Source organism: Vibrio sp. 1CM24A (assembly GCF_023161725.1).
Classification (GTDB): Bacteria; Pseudomonadota; Gammaproteobacteria; order Enterobacterales; family Vibrionaceae; genus Vibrio; species Vibrio coralliirubri.
Genome location: NZ_JALNTS010000001.1, coordinates 615,190 through 640,841, shown reverse-complemented (window position 1 = coordinate 640,841; position 25,652 = coordinate 615,190). Strand labels below are relative to the sequence as shown.

Sequence of the window (25,652 nt, the reverse complement as noted above, 5' to 3'; positions counted from 1 at the left end):
CTATTGGTTAACGTAAACCGTATTGCCGTCTTTGATGGTTTCTAAGATCTTGATGTCTTTGATATCCATAGGGTCAACGGTGAGTGGGTTCTCCGCTAAGATAACTAAGTCAGCACGCTTTCCAACTTCGATGCTTCCCTTAGAGTCTTCCTCAAAGTTCTGGTAAGCCGCATTGATGGTAATCGCTTCTAGTGCTTGGTATGGCTCAATTTTATGATGCTCACCCAGAGTCTCACCACTTCGTGTTACGCGATTCACATTGGTCCACATGTTCAACAGTTGATCAGGAAACAGCACAGGTGCATCCATGTGCGTTGTGAACATCAAATCATACTCATTTGCCCATCCCATTGGTGAGATGTTAGCGGCACGCCATGGGCCAAGCACAGAGCGTTTATGCCAATCTCCCCAGAAGAAGGTATGCGCGCCAAAGAAAGAAGGAATCACATCAAGTTTCGCCATTCTCTTTACTTGGTCTAATCGAATGGTTTGAGCGTGAATTGCGACTGGGCGACGATCGGCTTCACCATGCTTTTCGGCTGCGTGTTCAACCGCATTAATGAAAAGATCAGCGGCAGCGTCACCATTGGTATGCGCAATCACCTGTGCGTTATGGCTGTAAGCGAGATCGACCCATTGGTTGATTTCTTCCTGAGATAAGACTGGGTAGCCATGATAGTGGTAAGCATGGCTGTGTGGCGGCTCCCAGTACGGAGTCGACAAATACGCAGTTTTACCTTGAGGTGAACCATCGGTGGTAATTTTCATCCCGCCAACTTTCACGCCGTTGTGATACTCACCGATTGGCATGACTTCGATTGAACCTTCAAACTCGCTCCACATAGGGTAAGTAATGACGTCCATGTAGAAGGCGCCTTGGTCGGCAAGGGCTTTTAGAGTGTGAGTAAGTTGAGTGTTCGATTTGCCTTCTTGCGCTGTTGTGATGCCATAAGCAAGGAACATATCCTGAGCAAGTTTCACATTGGTCAGAGCTTCTTCCATATCAGCAACCGCAATGTGTTGGAACATTGGGTAGGTTGCGGACTCATCGAGTACCCCGGTTAGTACGCCATTTTCATCACGTCGTAATACGCCTCCCGGTGGGTTTTCAGACTCTTGGTTGTAACCCATAGCCTCTAAACCTTTTGAATTACAGGTTAAGAAATGCCCTGAAATATGGAGTGCACACAACTTGTATTCGCCAGTCACTTCGTCCAGTTCCCATCTTGTTGGATGGCGATTTTCTTCAACGGCTGCGTCATCGTAACCAATCGCAAAGTGAAGTCTTTCTGGATCGAGTTTAGGGTCCGACATGTGATCTTTAATGATACGCTGAATGTCAGAAATACTGTTGCCTTCACCGAGAGGTGAAGGGTAAACGTAAGGTGAGTTAATGACCGGAATATACTGTGCAAAGTGGCCATGAGAATCGATAAAGCCAGGTGTCATGGTGTTGCCAGCGAGATCGCGTATTTCAGTATTGTCGCCCTTTGAGCTTAATAGCTGCTGGGTGTCACCGACCGCGACAATCTTGCCATCTTTAACGGCTACTGCTTGAGCGCGCTCAGCGCTGCCTGTCATGGTGACGATATCACCGTTAGTAAAGATAACATCAGGGGCGGCGACTGAGAACTGACTCACTAATGCAATGCTTAATGCACTTAATGTTAGCTTTTTCATAAACGTCTCTTTGTATAGGAACAAGGTATGGCTCATATAATTAACCAGTAAACTCGAACAACAAAGTCAGTTTTGTTAGGCTTTCCCTATCAAGTGAAAGGTTGAAATCATATGCATACATTAGAACAGTTGAGTGCTTTCATTGCGGTTTATGAGCAAGGCTCTTATAGCCAAGCAGCAAAAATACTCAATAAATCAAGGACAACGGTGCGTGAGCATGTGATGGCGTACGAAGATATGGTGGGCTATCCGTTGTTTGATATACAAGGAAGAAAGGCGGTTCCGAGCGATCAAGCCAAACAATTGTATCCGCGAGCTAAAACCGTTGAACGTCAAAACCGTGATCTGTATGTGCAAAGCCAAGGCTTATTTGAGAACGACGTGCACACCATAAACTTGGTTTACGATGTGATCACGCCACTGGCCTTGCTGACTTCGATTGAATCGAAGGTGCAGCAAACACTCCCGGGAGTGGTCGTTAACTGGCAACATCGCACTCGTGAGCGTGCATTAAAGATGCTTGATAACGGCGAAGCGGATATCGCGATTATGCCAAACCGTTCGTCGTTGTACCCAGAGCAGCCTATTGCTTGGAAATCGATTGGGGATGTGGAACTCGCGTGTTTTGCGAGAAGTGATTCCCCGTTGGTTAGAGAGCCAAATCTAACACTGAACCACCTGCGTTTAGAGACTCAGTACATCACCGAGAATATGCTTACTTTGGATATCGCCTCGGCAAGAATATCGCCGGTTTTACATACCGTTAGTAATAGTGATCTACTTTGTGAGTTGTTGAAATTTGGCGGTTGGGCGGTGATGCCGAAGCACTATATGAGACCCCTAGTAGAGTCGGGTAAAGTCGTTGAGTTGAAGCTTGAGGAGTTAGGGCGAGGAGGGATGTTTGGTCTAAATGTGTTCTTTTCTCATGGTAAAGACAATCATCCTATATTCCAACAAATCATAAGTTGGTGCGTAGATTACGGACGAGAGAACAACCATCTGTTTGAGTAAAGAGGTTAAGCAGTTTCAATTTATTACGCTTTCGTTGTGCAGATGAAAAGGATGAGATTTTCTCATCCTTTTCTGTTTTCAATTGTCAACTTAATGATTTAAAAGACATAATTGAAAATGTAATGCTGATTTTTATCTATTTGAGGGGGAGGCAATGACTGCAATTGCTATGTTTGCCGTCGGTGAAAATGTGTGAGTATGCCCTGACTATGTTGAGCATCAAGATGATATCAAAATTACTTTAAGCTCCCCAAATGTATGGCAGTGACTACTTCCTACTTTGTATGCAGTACTTTTCTAGTTTCAACTTCCACGCGAGCCAAACCAAGTTTATTCTTCGAGTTCGATTAATGCGCTTCAAGCAAATGCGGTGTGTCTATTTTTATCTGCCTTACCAAACCTATATACGGCAATTCAGTGATGATTTCATGTGACGATACAGAGATGATTTTTCTTGGCGTTGAGAACATACGGAGGATTATGTCTCTTGAGAATGCGTGGAATTTTTCTTGATCAATTTTCCTTGATGCTTCTTCTAAACGAATTGAGTCTGCAATCACATCAAATTGGATATGGTTGTTTTCAAAGCGTTGCCACTCAGTGTCGAACTTCACCGTCACCTGAGCAACGGAACCTGATGGGGCGAAAAAATTGAAGTGCATGGCGTGGTAAGACTTGTCTTTAGTCATGAGGACTTCAGATTCTGTCTCGACGACGCGTATATCCCATAACTGAGCCAAGTAACCAAATTGACCTGGGTATCTTCTGTGCTTATACGACCAATACTGATCGACAAACACCGATTCTGGGCTGTATTGAGAAATGTAGATGTCTTTGATGACGTAAGAAATCAGCGCCACAATAATGAAACCGCTTGTGATTATTTTAGTGGTGATAGATGACATACAAGCACCTCCTTATTGTGATCTCGCCAAAACAATCTCGGCAGTGACGGGGCAGAGCTTTCACGATGAAAGGGTAAAGTATCGAAGAGCGCACTCTGTTGAGCTTCAATCAGTAGCGATTGGCAGATTTGAATGTCTTGATCACTTGGCGTCTCAGCGTTTTGATGGATTAACATCGGGATAGGTGGCGCGATGGTCGGCTCTGCGATTAGGCGACTGAATGCGCCGTTATGGTATAAGCCGACTAAGTTCCAGCCGATAAACAGAACACATGCGAACCTGATAAGGTTATGAATAAAAAAGGTTTTGTTATGTTGAACCCAGTTTGCTGTTTTTGACCATAACGAAGCGTGGCGAGCAATCAATGATTGGTATTCTGTTTCAGTGAGCGCTTGAGTTTCTCCGATGTAGGCGTAGCCCTTCATCACTTGAGTTTGGATGAACTTTGGTTGTTCGCTAGAATCTCCCAATTGGGCCCGCAAGTTTTTTACCGCGGTGGCGACACTCGATTTTGCACGCGTACTTTCCCAAATGGCCTCAAGAATAAACGCTGATGTGAGGTCAGAACCTGAATGTTCAATGAAAAGTGACAGCAACTTCCATTCATTGGAACGCAGTTGTGTCTCTTGCAAAGACGCCAGGTTTAACAGCTTTCCGCTTTGACTGTTAAAAAGCAGATTTTGATTTAATAGGTAGAAACTCATCGTAGCTCACTCAAGGTTAAGTCTAAATCTTACTTAAGGTGGATCGTATCGTCAGTAACTTTTGATCCCACTTGCGACGCCGAGCAAGCTCAAGTGGACTCTCTTGTATCGCCAATATGCGGTCAGCGTGCGCTATTTTATTGGTCAGCCAAAGGCTTTGATACTGCAAAATATTTCTCACTATCGTATCAGCGGTTGCTGACTTAGTTTTTGATTTCAACTGTTCAATAGCTTGATTTATGTTGTCGAGTTTGGCTTTTAATCGAGTTATTTGGTGTTGAGGCGAGAGTGTTGGGCGTCCTCTCTTAACGGGTTTATCTATTGCCGAGCCACTTTCAACGTCGCTACTTTGGTTAGATTTCAATTTTGAACAATCGATGGTGCGCTCATTAAGCTGATGTTCTTGGCACAGTATCTGATCTTCTAATACTAGGCTCTGATTGACGAGTTTTTGCAGTTCGCTCATTGGTTTTCTACCGGCTTTTGTTTGGGTTGTTGCTTTGCTGTTCTTCTCGAGCGCCTTGGCGGCCAGTGTTTCGATGCTTAGTGCCGGTTGGTTGTGTGCATGACACGCCTGTCTGTATTCGAGGTGCGTATCTTGAAGCGCTTGCTCTTGTCGCATTAATTGCACAGGCAAGGGGAGTGTTGGCCTGCCCGCGCTGCTTTGTGCTTGCCTTGGTAGCAGCGAATCAATTTTGTTGTCAATAATATGCAGCATCAGTAAGCGAATGACCTTTCTTTGATGCTTGATGCGCTCAAGCACAAACGAAGTATCGTCACTCCAGAAATGATTGAGACTCTTTGAATCATTCAACAAAGCTCCGTTGAGCTCTCTGATGCTTGATTTGAAGTTTTCGGTAACGGTATAGAACCAATCATCTTGCTGAAAGCCAGTCGCCTTAACTAATGTACTTTCGAGCCAAGGGTTCACTGTTTGCGAGATTACTGTTTGAGATATTCCCTTTTGTGAGATTCCTTTTTGCGTGACAGCTTGCTCATGGAGCCAAAGCTGATCCGCGAAATCACACACAAGTATTGACCTTGGCTGCGCCGGAAGCGATCTAATCCGAAGCTGATACAGGCTAATAAGTTGCTGCACATTACCTAATACCTTCTCTTGGATGCTTTGCCATTGCTTGATCGGATCAGAATGACGTTGCGCAGACAGCATTAGGTTGTCAATACTGCTCCAAATCTTATATTCCTCGGAGGCGCTGATGATGTCGGCGTCAATGAGAGCCAACTGCTCTGCGTTGTGGTCTGGGTAGTGTTGACGAAACTGAGCTTGGTAACGAAGGTTAAGGCTCACGTAATCTTGATAGTCTTTTATAACGTGTTTAGCAAGCTTCACAACTGGCGACAGCGTAGGGCGACCTCGTTGATGAGTCTTCATCATACTGACTCAAATGCGGAGAATGGTTTTGCCAGAGGTAGCACTTTGACGGCATTCCAGTGAGGCTTACCTTTTACTTCCTCAAGCTCCATATAAAGTCGCTGACCTTCCTCTAAGTTAATTTCACCATCAAATTCAATGACACTGATGTGAATGAGTACATCAATATCACCGTGATCAGGTTTAGCAAAACCAAACCCGTTTTCTAGGTGAAACCAAGTGATGTAGCCACGAGTGCAAATCAAATCGGACATTTACGAGATTAACTCAGTGAATAGGTAATGAGGTGATTCTATCAGTGGGTGCTATGACTAATTTTGATTTAAATCTATTTAATAAGTAATTAATTAAATCCAAATTCTATGTGGAACCCGACACAAAACCCTCGGTATTTGCCAGTAAATCATGACTTAGAACAAGTTTGATTCCGACGGCGCTACAGCTCAACTCCCTAAATCGCAAAACTTGACTCAAAAGGGCGCAAGTCCGTTCATCCATTTGATGTGTTGGTGGGTCATTCCATGAAAAAACAAACTTCAATGCTTCCAAGTTCGGTTGCCGTTAATCGCAGAACGCCGAGATCTTCTATGAAGTTCTCGGCGCTAGCTGTGCTGGTGGCCGGAGCATTAACGAGCTACGGAGCATTGGCTGAAAGTGTCAGCTTAAGCGAGCTGTATCAGCAGTCTCTCGACAATAACCCTGCGTTAAAAAGTGCAGCACTAGCCATTGATAGTGCGACCTATGGTGCAGACAAAGTAGGTGCCGCGTATTTACCTCAGGTTGATGCAAACCTTGCGTATGGTGTGCTTCGAAACAGCTACACTACACTCAACGAGATAGACACCAACGCGGCGCAAGCGTCTATTTCTGTTGGGCAAAATCTTTATAACGCGAAACTGAACGCGGTAAATGAGCTAAGTAATCAGCAGGTTGAGCTCAGCCAAGTCTCACACCAAGTCGCGTTAGAGAGCCTCGCTTTACAAGTCGTGGTGGGTTATTTCAATGCCCTTAAAGCGCAAGAGTCGTTAAAGCAAACCAAAGCGACACAAGAAGCGATCGAAGAGCAGCTTAAGCAAACCGAACGTCAATTTTCATTGGGGATGATTCCGGAAAATGACGTGATTGATGCGCGCGCTCAGTTCGATTTGGTTTCTGCATCGGTGATTGTGGCTGAAAACGAAGTTGAGAAATCATTGGACGCGCTTTACGAGCTGTCTGGCAATGAGTTTACGTCGGTTTATCCACTGAATACTGACCGTTACGACGCCAATATCCCAACGCCAGAAAATGCGCTGACATGGCAGGAAAAAGCGCAGCAATTTAACCCTGAGATGCAAATTCAGAAACAGCTGGTTGAGCTAAGCAAGCAGCAGATTGAATTAGCGCAAGCTGGGCATCAACCGTCGTTAGGCTTGGTTGCTGAGTACCGTTATACGTTTGCGAGCGAGATTCGTAGAACCGAGATGGGTCAGTCAAAGCAGCAGTTTAATAACATTGATGATAACTCAACCGTGTTTGCAGGTGTAGCAATGACCTTGCCTGTTTACCGAGGCGGGGCAACCAGCAACGAAGTACAACAAGCCAAGGTTCAATACCAACAAGCCCTTCAGCTTCAAGAGCAATCTTGGAGAAGCGTAACGCGTCAAATCCGCGGTGCAGAAAAAGACCTCAATGCCCTTATTAGTGCTCAGCAAGCCTATGCCAACTCTGTTCATTCTGCCGAACGTTCACTTGTTGCGACTCAACAAGGTTTTGAAATTGGCAGCAGAACGATTGTCGATGTGCTGAACGGAACTCGTCAGCTTTATGCGGCGAAGCAAGACCTGACTGAAGCGCAAATTGATTTCATTTTGGTGTCACTGCAGCTCAAGTTCTTAGGTGGTGAGCTTTTACCTGAAGACATCAGTGCGATTAACGTTGGTTTGAAACGCTAGTCGAAAAAGCGGGTTAAAGCGCTCGCTCGAAATCATGGCGTCAACGCCGAATAGAAAATAGATCAAATGTGATGGCACCTGAGATGAACCCTCAGATTGAATCCAGGATGCGGTCACTCAATGTATCGACGTATTTGTAGAGAACACACGATGAAAAAAACAATAACGTTATTAACCGCAAGTATCTTACTTGCAGGCTGTGGTGGTAATTCACAACCTACGGAGCAAACTGCTGCTCCAGTACCTAGTACACCTGTAACTGTGGTGCTTGCCGAGGAAATGGCACATTCGCCAATCCAATATCATATAGGAAGAATGGAGGCGGTTGAATCTGCTCAACTGACACCAAGAACCAGTGGTTTCTTGTTAAATAAACTCTTTGATGACGGTGCTTATGTCGAAGCGGGCGCTGTGCTTTTTGAAATCGACCCAACGTCATACCAAGCGGCATTTGATGCGGCAAAAGCAACCTTATCTGAAGCGCAATCGGCACTGAGCTTGACTCAGCTAAACCATGAAAGAACCACTCAGATGTTGAAGTCGGGCGGTATTTCACAGTCGCAGCTCGATTTGAGTATTGCGGAGCTAGAGATGGCGAGATCTCGAGTGGTGTCTGCGCGAGCAAACGTAAGAGTTCAGCAAGATAACTTAGACCAAACCCAAGTTAAAGCACCGTATTCAGGTCAGTTAGGGAAAAGTAACTTCTCTATCGGTGACATGGTAGGCCCTAACTTTGGCCCATTGATTGACCTTATTAAGATGGATCCGATCGATGCCACTTTCTCGATTAAAGAAAGCGAACTGAGTCAGTATCAGCTTCAAGGCAAGCAAGCGACATCTGTATTGCTTGAGCGTGATGGCCAATTGACGGATTACCAAGGTAACATCGCTTTTGTTGATAACAAAGTGAATGCAGCCAGCGGTACGGTGACGATTTCTGCCTCTTTTGATAACAGCGAAGCGGGTCTGCTGCCAAATCAATTTGTTCGTGTTGGGCTAACCAGTGCAGAACCATTAAGAGGCGTGCAAATTCCTCATAAAGCGATCCATCAAGATCAGCTCGCTCAATATGTACTTACCATCGAAGAAGGCAACGCGGTACGTCGTGATGTCGTTGTAGGTGATCGAATTGGACAAGATGTTTTCGTCGCAAATGGCTTGGACGCCGGTGAGCCAGTGATTGTTGGCGGACTGCAACGTATTCGTCCTGGTGCTCCTGTTTCAGTTGCGGAGTAATAGATTATGATCAGTAAATTTTTTATCGACCGACCGAAATTTGCGTTTGTTATCTCGATCTTCCTGACCTTGATTGGTTTGATTGCGATTAAAACCATGCCGATTTCAGAGTACCCAAGCGTGACGCCTCCGCAAGTTCGTGTCGTCGCGTTCATGCCGGGCGCCAGTGCTGAAACCGTAAAAGAGGTGATTGGTAATCCAATCGAAGAGGAAGTGAACGGTGTTGATGGCATGGTTTACATGCAGTCACGTTCAACCAACGATGGCCGTTACTTCTTAAACATTACCTTTGATAACAGCGTTGACGCCGATATGGCGATGGTTAACGTATCTAACCGCGTTGCCGTTGCTGAAAACATGCTGCCGTTTGAAGTTCGTGCTCGTGGTGTGCGTATTCGTAAAGCCGCGCCGGATGATTTGCTCGCGATTGCTTTCTACTCTGAAGACCAATCGATGTCAGAGCTAGAGCTTAACAGCTGGGTTGAAGCAAACTTCATGGAGCGTATCGCTCGTATCTCTGGCTTGGCGAGCAGTGATTTGATTGGTGCGACCTATGGCATGCGTGTGTGGCTCGATATGGACCGCATGGCGTCACTGGGTGTGACAACGTTTGATGTGAAGAACGCCATTCGTGAACAAAATGCAGTAGTGCCAGCAGGGCGAATTGGCCAAGGTCCAAGCCGTGAAAATGCCGCATTGCAGTTTAACTTGATCACACAAGGTCGACTGTCGAGTGCAGAAGAGTTTGAACAAATTATTGTAAAAACGTTAGCAGACGGCAATCAAATCTATCTGAAAGATGTATCAAACGTTGAGATTGGCAGTCAATTCTATGATGCCTATGCAACCTACAATGGCGGAGATGCTGCTCTAGTCGCAATGCAGGCTAACCCAGATGCCAATGCTTTGGAAACAGGCGCTGCGGTTAAATCGGTATTGGAAGACATCGAAAGCATCATGCCTGCCGGTATGACTTACGCGATTCCATACGACACTACCTTATCGGTTGAAGCGTCTATTCGCAGTATCGTCGAAACCTTAATTGTTGCTGTCGGGCTTGTTATTGCGGTGACTTACCTGTTCTTGGGTAATGTCAGAACAACACTTGCACCTGTGGTTGCGATTCCTGTGTCTTTGATTGGTACTTTTGCTTTCATGCAAATGGGTGGCTTTAGTATCAATACCGTTACCTTATTTGGCTTGATTCTGGCGATTGGTATCGTGGTGGACAATGCCATTTTGGTGGTTGAGAACGTAGAACGCATTCTCAATGAAAACCAAACCATTGATGCGAAAGAAGCCACCAATCGAGCGATGAAAGAAGTCACCGGCCCGATTGTCGCATCAACATTGGTCATGCTTGCGGTGTTTATTCCTGTGGCATTGCTGCCAGGTATTACGGGGCTGATGTTTGCTCAGTTCTCTATCACCATCTGTATCGCTTTGGTGCTATCCGCTATTAATGCACTCACTTTGTCACCTGCATTATGTGCAATGGTTATGAAGCGTAACCTTAAGCCTGCTAAGTGGTTTGTGGCATTCAATGCAATGTTCGACAAAGTGACGACAGCTTACGGTAAAGCAGTCTCTTTATTGGTTCGCAAATCAGCTGTGCTTCTGGTGTCGTTCGCAGTGGCTATTGCTGCCATGGTGGTAATGAATGACAAGCTACCGACGGCATTTGTTCCAGCTGAAGACAAAGGCGTGTTGGCGCTCGCGATGTTCTTGCCTGATAACGCATCGAAAGAGCGTACTCATGGCTTGATTCGTCAAGCTGAAGCAGTATTAAACCAAGACCCAGCAATTGAAGATTTCGCAGGTGCGATTGGCTTCAATGCTCTGACCGGTGGTGTTGCCGCTAACTCAGCGACCATGTTCGTCAATTTGAAAGACTGGGATGAGCGTCTTGCAATGGATGGCGACCATACACAAGCTGCGGTTGCCCAGCGCATCAACATGCAATTGTATGGCATTGATAAGTCGATGAGCATCGCTATGGGTCTACCGCCTATTCCAGGTATTGGTATCGGTGATGCACTTGAGTTTATGGTGCAAGACACGTCTGGACGCACTGCTCAAGAACTCGCGCAAGTGACTTACGCGATGATGGCAGCGGCTAATCAAGCGCCAGAAATCACCAATGCGATGACGACTTATCGTGCCAATGTTCCACATTACAACGTAGAAATTGATCGCGAGAAAGCGCGTCAGTTAGGCGTACCACTCAGTGCAATTAACGATGCGATGGCGACACATCTAGCGTCTGCATACGTTAATGACTTTGCCCTAAACGGAAGAAGCTACCGAGTTTTTGTTCAAGCTAAAGGGGAACAACGAAATGATCTATCTGATGTGTTACGCATACATGTCCCGTCGGCGCTTGGCGAGCAAGTTCCGCTGTCTGCTGTCGCAACGATCGAACCGACATTAGAACCTGACCTAGTTACAAGCTACAACATGTTACCTGCGGCTCGTTTACAGCTAAATCCAGCTCCAGGTTACTCATCTGGTGAAGCGATTGATGCAATGGAGCGTATCGCCGAGGAAGTTCTCACTCAGGGTTACACCTATGAGTGGACCAACATGGCTTATCAAGAGAAGTTGGCGGGGAACACGGCTCAAATCGCTCTGGTTTTAGCACTGGTATTCATCTACTTGTTCCTTGTAGCTCAGTACGAATCGTGGGCTCTGCCTGCTGCGATCATCATTGTGGCTCCAACCGCTGCTGTGGGTACCTTCGCGGCGCTATTAGCGGGTGGGCAAGCCTTGTCTATCTACGGTCAAATTGGCTTGATTCTATTGATTTCCCTGGCTGCCAAGAACGCGATTTTGATGGTGGAGTTCTCAAAGCTGAAACGTGAAAGTGAAGGTTTAAGCATCGAAGAGGCAGCGATCCAAGGCGGCAAGATGCGTTTTAGAGCCGTAAACATGACGTCATGGTCATTCATTCTTGGCATCTTGCCTTTAGTGTTTGCCAATGGTGCAGGGGCTATTTCTCAGAACACCACTGGATTGGCACTACTGGGTGGCATGTTGATGGTGCTGGTGGTCGGTTCGATGATGACTCCGGGCTTCTACGCCATTTTCCAAACACTCCGTGAAAAGCTGAAAACGAAACAACAGTAACCCGTAGCCTCAATAAAGTGACGGCAAAGGTGTGTTGTTGCTTTATTGATGGTTTTTACCCCTCGTTATGAATTTTAAAGATTGTTTTTATCGTCTGATAATGGAGGGAGGCAGGGAGTATTTCTCTGACCAAGTTATTAAACATGAGCCATGTGAGTACGGAAGCGGCTATGGCTCCAATGAGAATAAGGTTTACACATGAAAAAACTATTACTGACCGCTTCAATGTTAGCTGCAATGTCTGGTACTGCATTGGCGAATGAAGAAGAAAGCCAAGTGATTGATCCATCGGATCTAACTCGTGTTTATACACAAGCTGCTTTTTTTGTTACTTCTGACGCTGATATCCGTTTGTCTTCAATGCTAACTGGAGCATGGTCTGAAACGACTCAGTTCGGTGGCTTTATCGAAGGTAACTTTGGCGACTCAGATGCTAAGCCAGGCAAAGATTCAATGGGCGTTGACTACCTTGGTAGCCGAGCTCAATATTTCCAAGTATCAGCAATTGATAACTCATTGATGCCACGTGTCGGCTTCATGGCGGACTTCATCCACACCAAGAACTCAGCACTGAGCTTGGATGACAATACGTTGGTGTCTGTCGGTGTAATTGGCTTGATTAACCCTGTTTATACCGGCGGTGCAATGCTGTTTCCAAACGTAAACTACACCATAGGTGAAGTGTTTGGTGAAACGGCAGACGGCTACATGTTAAACCTGTTTGCTACTATCCCAATGGGAGATTCTGGCGCGTTCGTTCAAGCATGGCCTGAATACATGAATGTTTCTGGCGACACAGTTGAACTTGAATCGACGTCTTTCAACATCATGATGAACGCTCCTATTAAGGAAGACCGAACTCAGTGGCTAATGACGAAACTGCAATATGCATCTGCAGATGTCACTCTACCAACAGGCGTTACGCTAGAAGGTGACTACGAGCTAAAAGCAGAAGTCGGCGTGAAGTGGTTCTTTTAAAACACCTGAGTGAGCTATCTATGGTTCAACTAGCCATGGTTTAACTATCTATGGTTTAGCGACCTAACAAGCGATAACTGAGCTATGGTTTAAATAAGAAGAGAGCTAATGATGTTAGTTCTCTTCTTTTGTTTTAAGGCGTTAAAGATAGCTTTAATCCAGTGAACTCGATGCTTGAACCATAATTCAACATGGTCATTTAGTTGTTTTAAGATTACACTGCGCCCAATATTTCAGAAGTACATATTTAGGTAGAGGTCACCATGGACCAAGAACATTACGAAGACGCTGATTACGAAGGTCAAGAGCTGGGCGAAGAAGGCGAAGAGATTGAAATTGAAGCAATTGGTATTGATGTTTCATCACAGCCAATCGAGCTCTACAAAGTGTTTAAGATTGCTAACCTAGTGAGTGGTGGCGGTGAAGCTAAGCACATCATCTCTGAAGGCTACGTAGCGGTAAATGGTGAGCTGGAAACGCGTAAGCGTCGTAAAATGTACGATGGCGACTTCTTTGAATTCAACCAAGAATACTATGTAGTGGTGTGTGATCAGCCAGTACAAGAAGAATTAGAAAAGCCGAAAAAGAAAGAAGCGCCTAAAAAAGAGAACAAGGCGAAGAAAGGTCAGTCTAAAAAGGATTCTAAGAAGAAAGAATCTAAGAAAAGCAAAGCAGAAATGCTAAGTGCAAAGGCTGAACCAAAGAAAGAGAAAAAAGAGAAGAAACCGAAAAAGAAAGCGGACACGCCGAAGCCAACACGTGATGACAAAAGCGGCCGTAATTCGATTGAGTTCTTCTAAGTTATAGTTCTAAAGTACAGCTCTAAACTGCTGATCTAAAACTATTCTTTCAAAACGCAAGCAAGGTTAGACCTAGGTTTAAGTTAAGCAGATATTAAAAGGCTCACTATTTAGTGAGCCTTTTTTGTATCTGTATCCTGCGTGTCAGAGTCGTTTAAAGGTGAAATCGTGTGTATTTGGCAATGGTTTTAGGAACATATCTTAGGCTTCAATAGTCACTCTCTAATGATGATTTATTCGTCTGTGCTTAGCTGAATCCATACCCAAAAACACATCATGAGACGATATTCGGTACGGTGCTAATATCTAACCTCTTCATTGTCTGTAATTTAATTATCGGTAACTTTAAAATATGATAAATAAATTTATCTTGTTTTTTTACATAACTCTAATCTGCAGTTTCTCATCGATATATCAAGCTATTTCAATGGTTTGTTGGAGATTAACGTCTGTCCGGAAAGGAAATTGACCGTCATCAAAAGTCCTGAGTGTGAGTAGAAAATATAATATTAGTACTTTAGTGGTATTAGCTGCTGAAGATAATAAAAATCATATCAATAAAATTTTCTCTTTATTAACGATACACTTAGGAATTAATTATGAAGGTATTTGTCCCTACCGAGCATTTCAGTCCTGTCAGTAAGTTTATACACATCGTCTCCGCCGTTGCCTTTATCGGTGCGCTGTTGATCATGCTGCTTGCGCCAGACCCTGATTCATTTGCTTTTGGTGTTCACCAATCTTTGGGCATGTTGGTTATTGTGCTGTATTTGGCTCGTATTGTTTGGATGAACTGGGCGGGAAAGCCGAATGCGCTTGGTACTAAGTTCGAAAAATTTATGGCGCACATGGCTCACTTAGCCTTATATGGCATTTTGATTCTGATGCCGTTATCTGGCCTGCTTATCGCGATGGCAAAAGCCAAAGATACCGTTGTGTTCGGTTTATTCACCATTCCTGGACTTGCGGAGCGTAATTCAGGTTTGATCGATTTTGCTTCTGGTCTCCACTCTTTCTTAGAAATCATCTGTTACCTGCTGGTCGCTATGCACGTTGGTGCAGCGCTTTATCACCACTTTATCCTTAAAGATGAAACCCTTAGCCGAATGATGGGGAAGAAATAATATGACAAAGTTCTCTATAAGAAATAGCGTTTTACTTGCTGCGTTGAGTGGTCTGTCTTTGAGTGCCAATGCTTACAATATGAGTATCTATGACACGGAATTAGACGTCGATTGGAGCGACATTCCTGTGGTTGAGAAAACCATGTTTTTCCCGGGTAAAGTGACCTTCGATTGGATCAATTCACCAGCGCATAAAGGCACGCTCAAAAAAGGCTTTGAAACCAAAACCTGTTCGAGCTGCCACCAAGGGGAGGAAGAAGGCCTTGGTGAAATGTTGGTGCAAGATGACAGGCTAGGTAACTTCCCAGATAAGAAAGGCTCGATTCCTGCCGAGTTCCAGTTTGCACACGATGATGAACATCTTTATGTGAAAGGAACGTGGAAAACGGAATCGCCTTTCCCAGCACGCTTACATGACACGCTTCTTTTCCAAGAAGGCAAATGGACAATCATTGGCGGTGACCGAGGCAAAAACCCTTACACTCCCATCTATGAAGACCGCTTCTCGTTGATGATTGACGATGGCTCTGTATTGCAGTTCCGCGAACAAGGTTGTTGGATGTCTTGCCACCGTGGTGCGCGAGACATTGGCCAAGCAACAGCGAGAGATGTTCAAGCATTGGATGTGGTTGGCGCGTTTGGCTTAGATCAGAAAGACATTCGTAAGTACCTTCCTGAGTCTCGCACTGAGCGTTACGGTGTAAACTGGGATAAAGTGAAGCCACAAGAAGAAATCGATAAGCTGAAAGCGGAAGGGCAGTTTGTTGATTTGATGCAATGGCGTTCGACGCGTTCTGCACCCACCAACAGTGCTGATGATGGTTATGTTTTTGAGTATCGTTTGAACGATAAAGGCACTACTGTGTTTACTTGGAACTTCGACAAGAAAACAGGCCTACCTAAGTATATGTACGATAAGTCTGTAACCGGTTTTTATGCGTTGAATAAAGAAGACTTCAACGACCTCAACAAGAAGATTGCAATGGTCGAAGGCGTTAACGTGATGCCTTACGACGCAAGTAAAATTGAAGAAGGTCAATATCTTCAAGGACGATTAAACCGAGAGGGTGCTGGCTCTGCAGGTGATAACAACCAAGTATTCTCTTCATGGGAAGACGGTAAATACACGGTTATCTTCAAACGTAAGTTGAACACTGGCCACCCCGAAGATGATAAAATCATGGAAATTGGCGGCACTTATGACATGAACATCGCGATTCACGATGGCGAAACAACAACACGTTTCCACTATGTCGCGTTCCCGTTTACGGTTGGTATTGGTGAGGGCTCTGAAGGCAGTGTTATTGCGTTGCCGATCAAGTAACGAGTAACTTCACTTGATGTGAGAAACAATCTTAGGCTCTTGGTTGGTGTGCGATTCGCATAGTCATCAAGAGCCTTATTTGTTCTAATTCAACTAACTGCTGTTTTAACTCAACCAACTGCTGCCCTAACTTTTGCTCTACTTGTCTCTTTGGCTTTATGTTTGCTTAGCTTGATGAGCCACAAACTCTACAAACCTATCCCTGAGTGGGTTTTCACTCTTCCCATTCCAGATCAACCCGACAGGCCAAGTGGCGTGTTCACCTTCTAACGCAATGAATTCCACATCGGTGTTACTAATGAACTGCGCACTGCTGGGTACGATGGTGAAACCGATATTGGCAGAAACCAAGGCAAGCAGAGTCAGAATGTCGTCGGCTTCTTGTGTTTTTGATAGGTCGATTTTATTGGAAAGACAATATTGTTGAATCTGTCTGTCTAATCCGGGGCCGCGATGTTGGGCGAGCTTTAAATAAGGCCATTTCGATAACTCAAAGAGAACCTGATCGTTACCTGGCGCTTGTTTGAGAAGACCTTTGTGTATCGCTATTACAAGGGAATCATTGAATAGGGTTAGGCTATCTAAATCCGTGGAGTCGGGTATTCGATTGAAGCTGATATCGAGTTCATGGCTCAATAGCTCATCCGTCTGCTGCTTAGAAGGTGTGTCATTTAAAGTGACATGAACGTCTGGGTATTGCTGTTTATAAGCCGCAATCAGCTTAGGCGCTTCATGATAAGTGGACACGCCAAAGCCTATGTTCAAATGTCCCTGAGTTCCTTTCACCACAGAGCCTGAAAGCTGCTCAAACGCTTGCATTGAATGAACCAGACGTTGGGCTTCTGTCAGTAATGTTTTTCCTGCGTGCGTCAGCTCTGCGCCATTTCTTCCACGAGAAAACAGAGATGCTCCAATATTGGATTCAAGTCGTTGAATCTTTTTAGTAAGAGCTGACTGAGTAATGTAGAGCTGCTCTGATGCAAGGCGATAATTGCCCGATTTAGCCAACTGACAAAATGCTTTCAGTAAATCAAATTCCATTCCAAATGCTCATTGAATTAAGAATATCTTTCATTATATGGAATTGAATCGATTTTTTATACTGAGCTCATACCAATTCGATAAAGAGAAGTTTGAGGGCGAATAATGAAGAGAGACATCAAAGTAGCGTCGGTTCAATTCAACCACCATGCGGGTGACAAGGCGTATAACCTATCTGTGATAGAGCAATATGTTCAAAAGGCTGCGGATAGTGGTGTGGAGATCATCAGCTTCCCGGAGATGTGCATCACTGGCTACTGGCATGTGTCTGCTTTGTCGCGAGACGAGATAGAAGCACTAGCGGAACCTGTGCCGAGCGGAGAATCGACTCAAAAGCTGATTGCATTGGCAACACAGTTTGGAATCAGTGTTGGGGCTGGTTTGATAGAGAAGGGTGTGGATTGCGAATTATACAACACCTACGTATTCGCCATGCCTAATGGTGAGGTACAAAAGCACCGCAAACTGCACACCTTTGTGAGCCCTCATATGAGCAGCGGCGACCAATACACGGTGTTCGATACGCCTCATGGTTGCAAAGTCGGTATCTTGATTTGTTGGGATAACAACTTGGTCGAGAACGTCCGAATCACTGCTTTGAAAGGGGCTGATATATTGATTGCACCACACCAAACGGGCGGTTGTCAGTCACGTAGCCCCAATGCGATGAAGCGAATTGACCCAGATTTATGGTTTAACCGAGATGAAAACCCAGAAGCGATTCGTGCTGAAATGCAGGGTAAAAATGGTCGCGAGTGGCTAATGCGTTGGTTGCCTGCAAGAGCGCACGATAACGGTTTGTTTGTGGTGTTCAGTAATGGTGTCGGCGTTGATATGGATGAAGTGAGAACCGGTAATGCGATGATTTTGAGCCCTTATGGTGAAATCATCACCGAGACTGATAGCGTTGATAACGATATGGTGATTGCAGAGCTAAAAGCCGAAGAGTTGGATATGTGTACTGGCAGGCGCTGGATTCGTGGTCGTAAGCCTGAACTGTACCATTCACTGACGCAGCCGTTAGGTCATGAATTGGATCCACACCAAGCGCGCTTTGCAGAGAAGTAATGTTGTAAGCGCAGGTGATAAAGGATGTATTAGGGCAGTTGAAAGGAAGGGGAGGTTGAAAGAGAGGAGGAGGGTTTCTGATGTAGTCTACCCACTTAAATCATGTTTAAGTGGATAGACTATTTACACATCAAGCACTAAGCAATAAGCATCTAAGTTCTATTCTCAGTGTCTTGTGTGAGAAGAAGTTAGTTCTGATGCTCGTAACTGAGCAACGGCTTTCGCTAGTTCTAGCTGAGCTTGTGCAAAGTTAATGTCTATGTTGCCCTTGTTGATGTTCTCTAGAGCCGCATATTTTGCTTCTTCTGCGCGAGCGCGGTCAATGTCTTTACCATGCAAGGCCGTGTCGGCTAACAGCGTTACCACATCCGGCTGAACTTCCAGCATCCCACCAGAAACATACAACACTTGGCCTTCTGATTTAGGGTCTGTCACAAACACGGTTACGCCCGGTTTGATCTTACTGAGAAGCGGGGAGTGACCGGGGCGAATCCCCAGTTCACCATCAGCGCCAGAAACGGCTAGGGCATACGCTGGACCTGAAAACAGCGTACCTTCCGCACTTACAATATTAAGTTGAAATGTATTATCTGTAATTCCGATAGCCATGGTGCACCTACCTCTTAGAGTGATTTTGCTTTGTTAAGCACTTCGTCGATAGAGCCACAGTACAAGAATGCTTGTTCTGGGATATCGTCATATTCACCGCTTAACAGACCTTTAAAGCCTCTTAGTGTTTCGCTTAGCGGTACAAAGACACCTTTCTGACCGGTAAACACTTCGGCTACGTGGTAAGGCTGAGTTAAGAAACGTTCAATCTTACGAGCGCGAGATACGGTCTGTTTGTCTTCAGTAGACAGCTCATCCATACCAAGAATCGCGATGATGTCTTTTAGCTCTTTGTAGCGTTGCAGCGTTGTTTGTACTTTTTGTGCAATGTCGTAATGCTCTTGACCAACCACAAGCGGGTCCAACTGGCGAGAGGTTGAATCCAATGGATCAATCGCAGGGTAGAGGCCCAATGCCGCGATATTACGAGACAGTACAACGGTCGCATCTAAGTGAGCAAAGGTTGTTGCTGGTGATGGATCGGTCAAGTCATCCGCAGGTACGTATACCGCTTGGATAGACGTGATAGAACCTTGTCTAGTTGAAGTGATACGCTCTTGAAGCACACCCATCTCTTCAGCCAGTGTTGGTTGGTAACCTACTGCAGAAGGCATACGACCTAGCAGAGCTGATACTTCAGTCCCGGCAAGCGTGTAACGGTAAATGTTATCAATGAACAACAGTACGTCACGACCTTCATCACGGAAGCGCTCAGCCATAGTCAGGCCTGTAAGTGCTACACGTAGACGGTTTCCCGGTGGCTCGTTCATTTGGCCGTAAACCATGGCTACTTTGTCTAGTACACCCGCTTCTTTCATCTCGTAGTAGAAGTCGTTACCTTCTCGAGTACGCTCGCCTACACCAGTAAACACAGAAAGACCTGAGTGGGCTTTGGCGATGTTGTTGATAAGCTCCATCATGTTGACGGTTTTACCTACGCCGGCACCACCGAACAGACCAATTTTACCACCCTTAGCGAATGGACAGATAAGGTCGATAACCTTAACACCCGTCTCGAGAAGCTCAGTACTGTTTGCTTGTTCTTCATAAGAAGGGGCTTCACGGTGAATTTCGTAGTTTTCTTTCTGGCCGATTTCACCACATTCATCAATAGGCTGACCAAGTACGTTCATGATACGGCCCAATGTTTCTTCGCCGACAGGCACCGTGATTGGTGAGCCTGTGTTTTCAACCGTTAGGCCACGACGTAAGCCATCTGAAGTACCCATTGCAATACAACGAACGATATTGCTACCCAATTGTTGTTGTACTTCCAATACTAACGAGCTTGCTTCGTCGCTAGTCACTTTCAATGCATCATAAACGCGTGGGCTGTTGCCGCCGCTGAACTCAACGTCAACCACCGCGCCGATTACTTTAACTATTTTTCCAACACTCATTCTTAAATCCTCAAATTCTGTTCTTAACCCACTCTTTTCTGCCCTTAGACAGCTTGAGCACCTGAGACTATTTCACTCAGCTCTTGGGTAATGGCAGCCTGACGCGCCTTGTTGTAAACCAACTGCAAGTCATCAATGAGTTGGCCTGCGTTATCAGTCGCCGCTTTCATAGCGACCATTCGGGCTGCTTGCTCACAGGCAATGCTCTCAACAATGCCTTGATACACTTGCGATTCGATGTATCGATGTAACAGTTCTGAGAGTATGTCTTTGGGTGCTTGCTCATAGATGTAGTCCCAACGACGTGCTTTTTTAGGCTCACCACCTTCCTTTGTCTCTGAAGGGTGGGGGAGTAATTGCAAGGTCGTTGGCGCTTGAACCATGGTGTTGACGAACTGGTTGTAAACGAGATACAAGCTATCAATTTTGCCTTCGTCGTAATGCCCCAGCATCGCATTCACCGTACCTAAGATGTCTTCTAACTTAGGTGTATCGCCAAGACCTGACGTTTGTGCGATAACGTTGCCGCCGCGCTGGAAGAACGAGATAGCCTTAGAACCCACTAAGGTTGTTTCTACCTCGACTCCCTTGGTGCGCCATTGCTCCATTTCTTCTAACACTTTCTTGAACAAGTTTGAGTTCAAGCCACCACACAAGCCGCGATCGGACGAGATAATGATGTAAGCAACACGCTTAGGTTCACGCTGTTGCAGGTAAGGGTGCTGGTATTCCAGCGAACCCGATGCAACATGAGAGATAACTTTTCGCATGTTCTCGGCGTAGGGGCGAGTTAGCGTCATGTTGTCTTGAACCTTGCGCATCTTACTTGCTGCAACCATTTCCATTGCGCTAGTGATTTTCTGAGTGTTACTAACACTGGCTATCTTGGTGCGAATTTCTTTAGTACTTGCCATAATCTGCTCCTATTTGTTTTGATTTCCAGCTAACAAACCGGAGCACTTACCAAGCTTTCATCCCAACAAAACCTTCTAGGATCTCTTTAAGAGCGCCGTCGATTTCGTCGTTGTAATCGCCTGTCGCGTTGATTTTTTCGAATAGCGCAGGGTTTTGACCTTTGGCGTAAGCAATCAGTTCTTCTTCAAAACGGGCAATGTTGCTTAGTTCAACACCGACCAAGTAGCCTTTTTCTGCCGCATAGATAACCGTTGCTTGCTCAGCGACTGACATAGGAGAGTATTGTTTTTGCTTCATTAATTCGGTAACACGCTCACCGTGGTCTAGCTGTTTGCGCGTCATCTCATCTAAGTCAGAAGAGAATTGAGCAAAGGCCGCCAGCTCGCGGTATTGAGCCAATGAAGTACGGATACCACCAGACAGTTTCTTGATGATCTTGCATTGCGCCGCACCACCCACACGAGATACCGAGATACCTGGGTCGACTGCAGGACGTAGGCCTGAGTTAAACAGTTGGGTTTGAAGGAAAACCTGACCATCGGTGATGGAGATTACGTTGGTTGGTACAAACGCTGACACGTCACCCGCTTGAGTTTCAATGATAGGAAGCGCCGTTAATGAACCAGTTTGACCTTTCACTTCACCGTTAGTGAACTTCTCTACATACTCTGCATTCACTCGTGCTGCACGTTCTAGTAGGCGTGAGTGAAGGTAGAATACGTCGCCAGGGAAGGCTTCACGACCCGGTGGGCGTTTCAATAGCAATGAGATTTGACGGTAAGCAACGGCTTGTTTTGATAGGTCATCATAGATGATCAGCGCATCTTCACCGCGGTCACGGAAGTATTCACCCATGGTGCAACCCGCATAAGGGGCTAGGTATTGAAGCGCTGCAGACTCTGATGCTGATGCCACGACTACGATGGTGTTTTTAAGCGCATCGTGGTCTTCGAGTTTACGAACCACGTTAGCGATAGTGGAGGCTTTTTGGCCAATCGCTACATACACACATTTGATGCCAGAATCTTTCTGATTGATGATCGCATCGATAGCTAACGCTGTCTTACCTGTCTGACGGTCACCGATGATAAGTTCACGTTGACCACGACCGATTGGCACCATGGTATCAACCGCTTTGTAGCCAGTTTGAATAGGTTGATCAACAGACTTACGTTCGATTACACCGGGTGCAATCACTTCTACAGGGTCGAGTCGGTCACAACTCACTGGGCCTTTGCCATCGATTGGCTCGCCTAATGTGTTCACGACACGGCCAAGAAGTCCGTTACCTACAGGTACTTCTAAGATACGACCTGTACCTTTCACTTTCATACCTTCAGAGAGGTCAGTGTAGGGGCCCATAACCACCGCACCTACTGAGTGGGTATCGAGGTTAAGTGCGAGTGCGTATTTGCCACCTGGTAGCTCAATCATCTCACCTTGCATAACATCAGCAAGGCCATTGATTGTGATGATGCCATCACGAACCGATACGATAGTGCCTTCGTTGCGAGCCTCGGTGCTCACATTAAATTTCGAGATGCGTTCTTTGATTAGATCGCTGATTTCATTTGAATTTAATTGCATAATTGTTACCTATCTCGCGTGAAGTTGATGAGCCAATCGGTCAATTGATGTGTTTAAAGAACCATCGATAACGGTTTCACCCGCTTTGATGACCATTCCACCTACTAACGTGTCATCAATAACCTGCTTCATTTCAACCTGACGCTCTAATTTCTTCTCAAGTGCAGCTGTTAGTGACGTAACTTGATCCTGTGTCAGCATTTCTGAACTGGTGACAGTGACAGGCACTACACGTTCATGTTCGTCCTTTAGCTCGCAGTACAATTCAAACAGGTCTCTTACAACAGATAGACGGCCGTTTTCGGCCAAGACTCGAATAAGATTAATGACGTGGTCATCAACGAGTCCTTGGCAAATATGAATGATGAGGTTTGCCAGCTCTTCTGTTTGGTGTGTAGAAGCACCTTCTGCTGAAGAAATCTGACTAGCGATCGTTTCTTCTTTCGCGACAGCCACAAGAATGGACAGCATTGAGTGCCACTCTTGTAACTGGTTTTCACCTAAAGCAAATTCAAACGATGCTTTGGCGTAGGGATGAGCAATATTGGTGTAATCTGACATATTGCCTCTCCTTAGAGTTCGCTAATCATTTGGTCAACTAGCGCTCGGTTCGTTGCGGAATCTAGGTTTTTGCTAATCAGTTTCTGTGCACTTTGAATTACTGCGTCTGCCATATCTGCCTGAAGTTCACGGCGTATCTTTTGGCGTTCGCCTTCTAGCTCAGCTCTACCTTGTTCTAAGATGCGTGCCTTTTCTTGCTCGGCTTCTTGTTGCGCTAAGCTGATGATTTCATTGCGGCGTTTTCGGCCTTGTTCAACCAGTTCAGTCACATCTTTTCTTGCATCTTCGATGAGTTGCGCGCCATTTGATTTCGCTAGTTCTAGCTCTTTCGCAGCGTTCTCTGAGTGGCGTAAACCATCAGCGATTTCTTTTTGGCGCTCGTCTAACATCGCGGTGAGAGGGGGCCATACATATTTCATGCAGAGCCAAACAAAAATCACGAATGAGATTGCTTGTCCAAACATGCTTGCATTTAAGTTCATACCTTCCTCACTAAATCTTGATTATGTATAAATCGATCTTTCAAAGCGGTTTGATTAAGCCACGGCGAAGATGATGTATAGACCGATACCAACACCGATCATCGGTACTGCATCCACAAGACCCATCATGATGAAGAATTGAGTACGAAGCATTGGAGTAAGGTCTGGTTGACGCGCAACACCTTCAAGGTATTTACCTGCTAAGTTACCAATACCAGATGCTGCACCTGCTGCACCTAAACCGATCAGTAATGCACCTGCTACATATAAAACTGCGCTTACGATATCCATTTGTATCTCCGAAAATAATTTGTTAGTTAATTTTTTAGTTATTAATTAGTGGTGTTCTTCTGTTGCCATTCCTAAATAAACAACGGTCAGTACCATAAATATAAATGCTTGTAAGAATACGATTAATATGTGGAATAAGGCCCAAGGTACACTCAGTGCCCACTGCATCCACCAAGGCATTAGTGCAATAAGGATGAATATCATCTCGCCTGCATACATATTTCCGAATAATCGTAAGCCTAGTGATATTGGCTTTGAAATTAATGTTATTAATTCAAGAACTAAGTTAACAGGATATAAAAGAGGGTTATCAAATGGCTGAGTAGTTAGCTCTTTGATAAAGCCTTTCAAACCTTTATTTTTAAATGTATAGGTTAACAGTAGAATAAACACACCGAGTGCCATCGACATTGGTATATTTACGTCTGCTGTTGGTAGGTCTCTAAAGTGCTCTAGACCCACAGCTCGTGTTAACCCCGGGATTAAATCAATGGGTAATAGGTCGACTGCATTCATTAACAACACCCAAACAAAAGTGGTTAATGCCAGTGGTCCTATTAATTTATCTTCCGCTTGAAAAATCTCTTTGACGAGATTATTCACAAAGTCAAAGACAAGCTCGATAAAACATTGAAAACGACCTGGAACGCCGCTAGTGCCACGAGTGGCTACATAGCGAAATGCACCGATGAAAAGTAAACCTGTAATCCAAGATACCAACATCGAGTCAATGTTAAACGCCCAGAAACCATCACCTGTAGTTAAGAAGGTTAAGTGATGCTCTATGTATTCGTGAGCGGTAGTTACTTGCTCCATACTACGCGTACTCCGATCTATTAGAGGCGGTAATAAACGGTGTTAAGAAGTATCCAACCATAGTAAAGATGTACGCATATAATATTACTGGGTTATCCAATTTGAAGAATTGGAACGCCAAGATAAACATCAAAAACGTATATGTTATTTTTACGACACGACTCATTTGCATTAAGTCACGTAAACTATAATTAGGGTTCTTACGCACCTTTAGGCTTGCATATATAAATCCAAACAGCGGTGGCAACATTGCAATTACGATGCCCAAAGCTGATGATTCCATATCTACTTTATTACCAAAAAACACTTCATATAAAACTACACCGATGGCTAATACTATTTGGCAGAGAACAACTCTTTTAGCGGCAACAAGGATGTCGCTACTAATCCCATTAAGCCTCATAATAAAACCTTATGCTAAACAGTGTAAGTTAATATAAAACACAGTTTAAATTTAACTTGTTACTACATTTCACTTGTTAATAACACTTGATTTGCTTTAAAGAAAAACCCTTGCTGGTTTTATATCTCCTGACGAAATGAAACGAATTAAGCTAATTCGCTATCGTTTCGACAAAATATAAATTACGCCTAAAATTATGTGATCAAAACGACAAATATTGATATCAATAATTCCATTTTTGAAATGAATGTTTTTCATTTATGA

General features: G+C 44.9%; 24 protein-coding genes. 9 read left to right on the top strand and 15 right to left on the bottom strand.

Annotated elements, in window-relative coordinates; genetic code table 11:
• Complete coding sequence (locus MSG38_RS02650; RefSeq protein ID WP_050633534.1) at window positions 1–1,680, bottom strand: amidohydrolase; 1,680 nt, start codon at window positions 1,678–1,680, stop codon at window positions 1–3.
• A 111-nt stretch (window positions 1,681–1,791) separates the two neighbouring features.
• On the opposite strand from MSG38_RS02650, the gene MSG38_RS02645 reads away from it, so the two are divergent.
• Window positions 1,792–2,691 carry a LysR family transcriptional regulator gene (locus MSG38_RS02645; RefSeq protein WP_050633533.1) on the top strand — a complete coding sequence of 300 codons (900 nt, stop codon included), beginning with the start codon at window positions 1,792–1,794 and terminating at the stop codon, window positions 2,689–2,691.
• Between the two features lie 347 nt (window positions 2,692–3,038).
• Here the strand turns inward: MSG38_RS02645 and MSG38_RS02640 are convergent, their stop codons facing one another.
• Genes MSG38_RS02640 through MSG38_RS02625 form a run of 4 tightly spaced genes read right to left on the bottom strand, consistent with a single transcriptional unit; the run spans window position 3,039 to window position 5,947 of the window.
• Window positions 3,039–3,596 carry a hypothetical protein gene (locus MSG38_RS02640; protein WP_248400927.1) on the bottom strand — a complete coding sequence of 186 codons (558 nt, stop codon included), beginning with the start codon at window positions 3,594–3,596 and terminating at the stop codon, window positions 3,039–3,041.
• The gene (locus MSG38_RS02635; protein ID WP_050646134.1) at window positions 3,572–4,300 is read right to left on the bottom strand and encodes a helix-turn-helix domain-containing protein; all 729 of its coding nucleotides are present in this window, start codon (window positions 4,298–4,300) and stop codon (window positions 3,572–3,574) included. The genes MSG38_RS02640 and MSG38_RS02635 overlap by 25 nt, the downstream gene beginning before the upstream one ends.
• Before the next feature lie 22 nt (window positions 4,301–4,322).
• Window positions 4,323–5,696, bottom strand: coding sequence for a hypothetical protein (locus MSG38_RS02630; RefSeq protein ID WP_248400926.1), 1,374 nt, complete (start codon window positions 5,694–5,696; stop codon window positions 4,323–4,325).
• Window positions 5,693–5,947, bottom strand: a complete 255-nt coding sequence (locus MSG38_RS02625) for a cold shock domain-containing protein (protein WP_248400925.1) — start codon at window positions 5,945–5,947, stop codon at window positions 5,693–5,695. The genes MSG38_RS02630 and MSG38_RS02625 overlap by 4 nt, the downstream gene beginning before the upstream one ends.
• A 267-nt stretch (window positions 5,948–6,214) precedes the next feature.
• Here MSG38_RS02625 and MSG38_RS02620 point away from each other — a divergent pair, with 267 nt between their 5' ends.
• The 7 genes from MSG38_RS02620 (at window position 6,215) to MSG38_RS02590 (ending at window position 16,215) form a co-directional block, all read left to right on the top strand.
• Window positions 6,215–7,627: a TolC family outer membrane protein gene (locus MSG38_RS02620; RefSeq protein ID WP_248400924.1), complete on the top strand. Its 1,413-nt coding sequence runs from the start codon at window positions 6,215–6,217 to the stop codon at window positions 7,625–7,627.
• A 150-nt stretch (window positions 7,628–7,777) separates the two neighbouring features.
• The gene (locus MSG38_RS02615; protein ID WP_059018783.1) at window positions 7,778–8,863 is read left to right on the top strand and encodes an efflux RND transporter periplasmic adaptor subunit; all 1,086 of its coding nucleotides are present in this window, start codon (window positions 7,778–7,780) and stop codon (window positions 8,861–8,863) included.
• 6 nt (window positions 8,864–8,869) lie between these two features.
• Window positions 8,870–11,989, top strand: a complete 3,120-nt coding sequence (locus tag MSG38_RS02610) for an efflux RND transporter permease subunit (RefSeq protein WP_248400923.1) — start codon at window positions 8,870–8,872, stop codon at window positions 11,987–11,989.
• A gap of 198 nt (window positions 11,990–12,187) precedes the next feature.
• Window positions 12,188–12,967 carry a hypothetical protein gene (locus MSG38_RS02605; RefSeq protein WP_248400922.1) on the top strand — a complete coding sequence of 260 codons (780 nt, stop codon included), beginning with the start codon at window positions 12,188–12,190 and terminating at the stop codon, window positions 12,965–12,967.
• Window positions 12,968–13,230: 263 nt separating this feature from the next.
• Window positions 13,231–13,767, top strand: a complete 537-nt coding sequence (locus tag MSG38_RS02600) for an RNA-binding S4 domain-containing protein (protein ID WP_017099343.1) — start codon at window positions 13,231–13,233, stop codon at window positions 13,765–13,767.
• A gap of 599 nt (window positions 13,768–14,366) precedes the next feature.
• Entirely contained in the window at window positions 14,367–14,891 is a 525-nt protein-coding gene (locus MSG38_RS02595; protein ID WP_048608589.1) for a cytochrome b, read from the top strand.
• 1 nt (window position 14,892) lies between these two features.
• On the top strand, window positions 14,893–16,215 hold the full coding sequence (locus MSG38_RS02590; protein WP_048608588.1) for an ethylbenzene dehydrogenase-related protein: 1,323 nt from the start codon (window positions 14,893–14,895) through the stop codon (window positions 16,213–16,215).
• A gap of 156 nt (window positions 16,216–16,371) precedes the next feature.
• Here MSG38_RS02590 and MSG38_RS02585 read toward each other — a convergent pair whose 3' ends face one another.
• Window positions 16,372–17,256, bottom strand: a complete 885-nt coding sequence (locus tag MSG38_RS02585) for a LysR family transcriptional regulator (protein ID WP_248400921.1) — start codon at window positions 17,254–17,256, stop codon at window positions 16,372–16,374.
• A gap of 105 nt (window positions 17,257–17,361) precedes the next feature.
• Here MSG38_RS02585 and MSG38_RS02580 point away from each other — a divergent pair, with 105 nt between their 5' ends.
• Complete coding sequence (locus MSG38_RS02580; RefSeq protein WP_248400920.1) at window positions 17,362–18,324, top strand: nitrilase family protein; 963 nt, start codon at window positions 17,362–17,364, stop codon at window positions 18,322–18,324.
• 165 nt (window positions 18,325–18,489) lie between these two features.
• Here MSG38_RS02580 and MSG38_RS02575 read toward each other — a convergent pair whose 3' ends face one another.
• From MSG38_RS02575 to MSG38_RS02535, 9 genes are read right to left on the bottom strand one after another with little or no spacing between them, the layout of a single operon-like run.
• Window positions 18,490–18,933, bottom strand: a complete 444-nt coding sequence (locus tag MSG38_RS02575) for a F0F1 ATP synthase subunit epsilon (protein ID WP_017060844.1) — start codon at window positions 18,931–18,933, stop codon at window positions 18,490–18,492.
• A gap of 14 nt (window positions 18,934–18,947) precedes the next feature.
• The gene (gene atpD, locus MSG38_RS02570; RefSeq protein ID WP_019820615.1) at window positions 18,948–20,333 is read right to left on the bottom strand and encodes a F0F1 ATP synthase subunit beta; all 1,386 of its coding nucleotides are present in this window, start codon (window positions 20,331–20,333) and stop codon (window positions 18,948–18,950) included.
• A gap of 44 nt (window positions 20,334–20,377) precedes the next feature.
• Window positions 20,378–21,247 (bottom strand): F0F1 ATP synthase subunit gamma, encoded by an 870-nt coding sequence (gene atpG, locus MSG38_RS02565; protein WP_059018749.1) that lies wholly within the window; start codon window positions 21,245–21,247, stop codon window positions 20,378–20,380.
• 46 nt (window positions 21,248–21,293) lie between these two features.
• Window positions 21,294–22,835, bottom strand: a complete 1,542-nt coding sequence (atpA, locus tag MSG38_RS02560) for a F0F1 ATP synthase subunit alpha (protein ID WP_048608585.1) — start codon at window positions 22,833–22,835, stop codon at window positions 21,294–21,296.
• A 9-nt stretch (window positions 22,836–22,844) separates the two neighbouring features.
• A complete protein-coding gene (locus tag MSG38_RS02555; RefSeq protein WP_248400919.1) occupies window positions 22,845–23,396 on the bottom strand; it encodes a F0F1 ATP synthase subunit delta in 552 nt (183 codons plus the stop codon).
• 11 nt (window positions 23,397–23,407) lie between these two features.
• Window positions 23,408–23,878 (bottom strand): F0F1 ATP synthase subunit B, encoded by a 471-nt coding sequence (locus tag MSG38_RS02550; RefSeq protein ID WP_017060839.1) that lies wholly within the window; start codon window positions 23,876–23,878, stop codon window positions 23,408–23,410.
• A gap of 54 nt (window positions 23,879–23,932) precedes the next feature.
• Window positions 23,933–24,169, bottom strand: coding sequence for a F0F1 ATP synthase subunit C (gene atpE / locus MSG38_RS02545; RefSeq protein ID WP_004730405.1), 237 nt, complete (start codon window positions 24,167–24,169; stop codon window positions 23,933–23,935).
• Between the two features lie 45 nt (window positions 24,170–24,214).
• Window positions 24,215–24,985 (bottom strand): F0F1 ATP synthase subunit A, encoded by a 771-nt coding sequence (gene atpB / locus MSG38_RS02540; RefSeq protein ID WP_248400918.1) that lies wholly within the window; start codon window positions 24,983–24,985, stop codon window positions 24,215–24,217.
• A gap of 1 nt (window position 24,986) precedes the next feature.
• Window positions 24,987–25,388 (bottom strand): ATP synthase subunit I, encoded by a 402-nt coding sequence (locus MSG38_RS02535; RefSeq protein WP_048608582.1) that lies wholly within the window; start codon window positions 25,386–25,388, stop codon window positions 24,987–24,989.
• Window positions 25,389–25,652 lie beyond the last annotated feature (264 nt).

Coding starts and splice junctions, on each gene's coding strand:
- MSG38_RS02615 (WP_059018783.1), top strand. CDS start 7,778: ATGAAAAAAACAATAACGTTATTAACCGCAAGTATCTTACTTGCAGGC.
- MSG38_RS02605 (WP_248400922.1), top strand. CDS start 12,188: ATGAAAAAACTATTACTGACCGCTTCAATGTTAGCTGCAATGTCTGGT.
- MSG38_RS02550 (WP_017060839.1), bottom strand. CDS start 23,878: ATGAACTTAAATGCAAGCATGTTTGGACAAGCAATCTCATTCGTGATT.
- MSG38_RS02555 (WP_248400919.1), bottom strand. CDS start 23,396: ATGTCAGATTACACCAATATTGCTCATCCCTACGCCAAAGCATCGTTT.
- MSG38_RS02575 (WP_017060844.1), bottom strand. CDS start 18,933: ATGGCTATCGGAATTACAGATAATACATTTCAACTTAATATTGTAAGT.
- atpD (WP_019820615.1), bottom strand. CDS start 20,333: ATGAGTGTTGGAAAAATAGTTAAAGTAATCGGCGCGGTGGTTGACGTT.
- MSG38_RS02535 (WP_048608582.1), bottom strand. CDS start 25,388: ATGAGGCTTAATGGGATTAGTAGCGACATCCTTGTTGCCGCTAAAAGA.
- MSG38_RS02645 (WP_050633533.1), top strand. CDS start 1,792: ATGCATACATTAGAACAGTTGAGTGCTTTCATTGCGGTTTATGAGCAA.
- atpE (WP_004730405.1), bottom strand. CDS start 24,169: ATGGATATCGTAAGCGCAGTTTTATATGTAGCAGGTGCATTACTGATC.
- MSG38_RS02630 (WP_248400926.1), bottom strand. CDS start 5,696: ATGATGAAGACTCATCAACGAGGTCGCCCTACGCTGTCGCCAGTTGTG.
- MSG38_RS02640 (WP_248400927.1), bottom strand. CDS start 3,596: ATGTCATCTATCACCACTAAAATAATCACAAGCGGTTTCATTATTGTG.
- MSG38_RS02600 (WP_017099343.1), top strand. CDS start 13,231: ATGGACCAAGAACATTACGAAGACGCTGATTACGAAGGTCAAGAGCTG.
- MSG38_RS02580 (WP_248400920.1), top strand. CDS start 17,362: ATGAAGAGAGACATCAAAGTAGCGTCGGTTCAATTCAACCACCATGCG.
- atpB (WP_248400918.1), bottom strand. CDS start 24,985: ATGGAGCAAGTAACTACCGCTCACGAATACATAGAGCATCACTTAACC.
- MSG38_RS02595 (WP_048608589.1), top strand. CDS start 14,367: ATGAAGGTATTTGTCCCTACCGAGCATTTCAGTCCTGTCAGTAAGTTT.
- atpG (WP_059018749.1), bottom strand. CDS start 21,247: ATGGCAAGTACTAAAGAAATTCGCACCAAGATAGCCAGTGTTAGTAAC.
- MSG38_RS02585 (WP_248400921.1), bottom strand. CDS start 17,256: ATGGAATTTGATTTACTGAAAGCATTTTGTCAGTTGGCTAAATCGGGC.
- atpA (WP_048608585.1), bottom strand. CDS start 22,835: ATGCAATTAAATTCAAATGAAATCAGCGATCTAATCAAAGAACGCATC.
- MSG38_RS02620 (WP_248400924.1), top strand. CDS start 6,215: ATGAAAAAACAAACTTCAATGCTTCCAAGTTCGGTTGCCGTTAATCGC.
- MSG38_RS02650 (WP_050633534.1), bottom strand. CDS start 1,680: ATGAAAAAGCTAACATTAAGTGCATTAAGCATTGCATTAGTGAGTCAG.
- MSG38_RS02610 (WP_248400923.1), top strand. CDS start 8,870: ATGATCAGTAAATTTTTTATCGACCGACCGAAATTTGCGTTTGTTATC.
- MSG38_RS02635 (WP_050646134.1), bottom strand. CDS start 4,300: ATGAGTTTCTACCTATTAAATCAAAATCTGCTTTTTAACAGTCAAAGC.
- MSG38_RS02625 (WP_248400925.1), bottom strand. CDS start 5,947: ATGTCCGATTTGATTTGCACTCGTGGCTACATCACTTGGTTTCACCTA.
- MSG38_RS02590 (WP_048608588.1), top strand. CDS start 14,893: ATGACAAAGTTCTCTATAAGAAATAGCGTTTTACTTGCTGCGTTGAGT.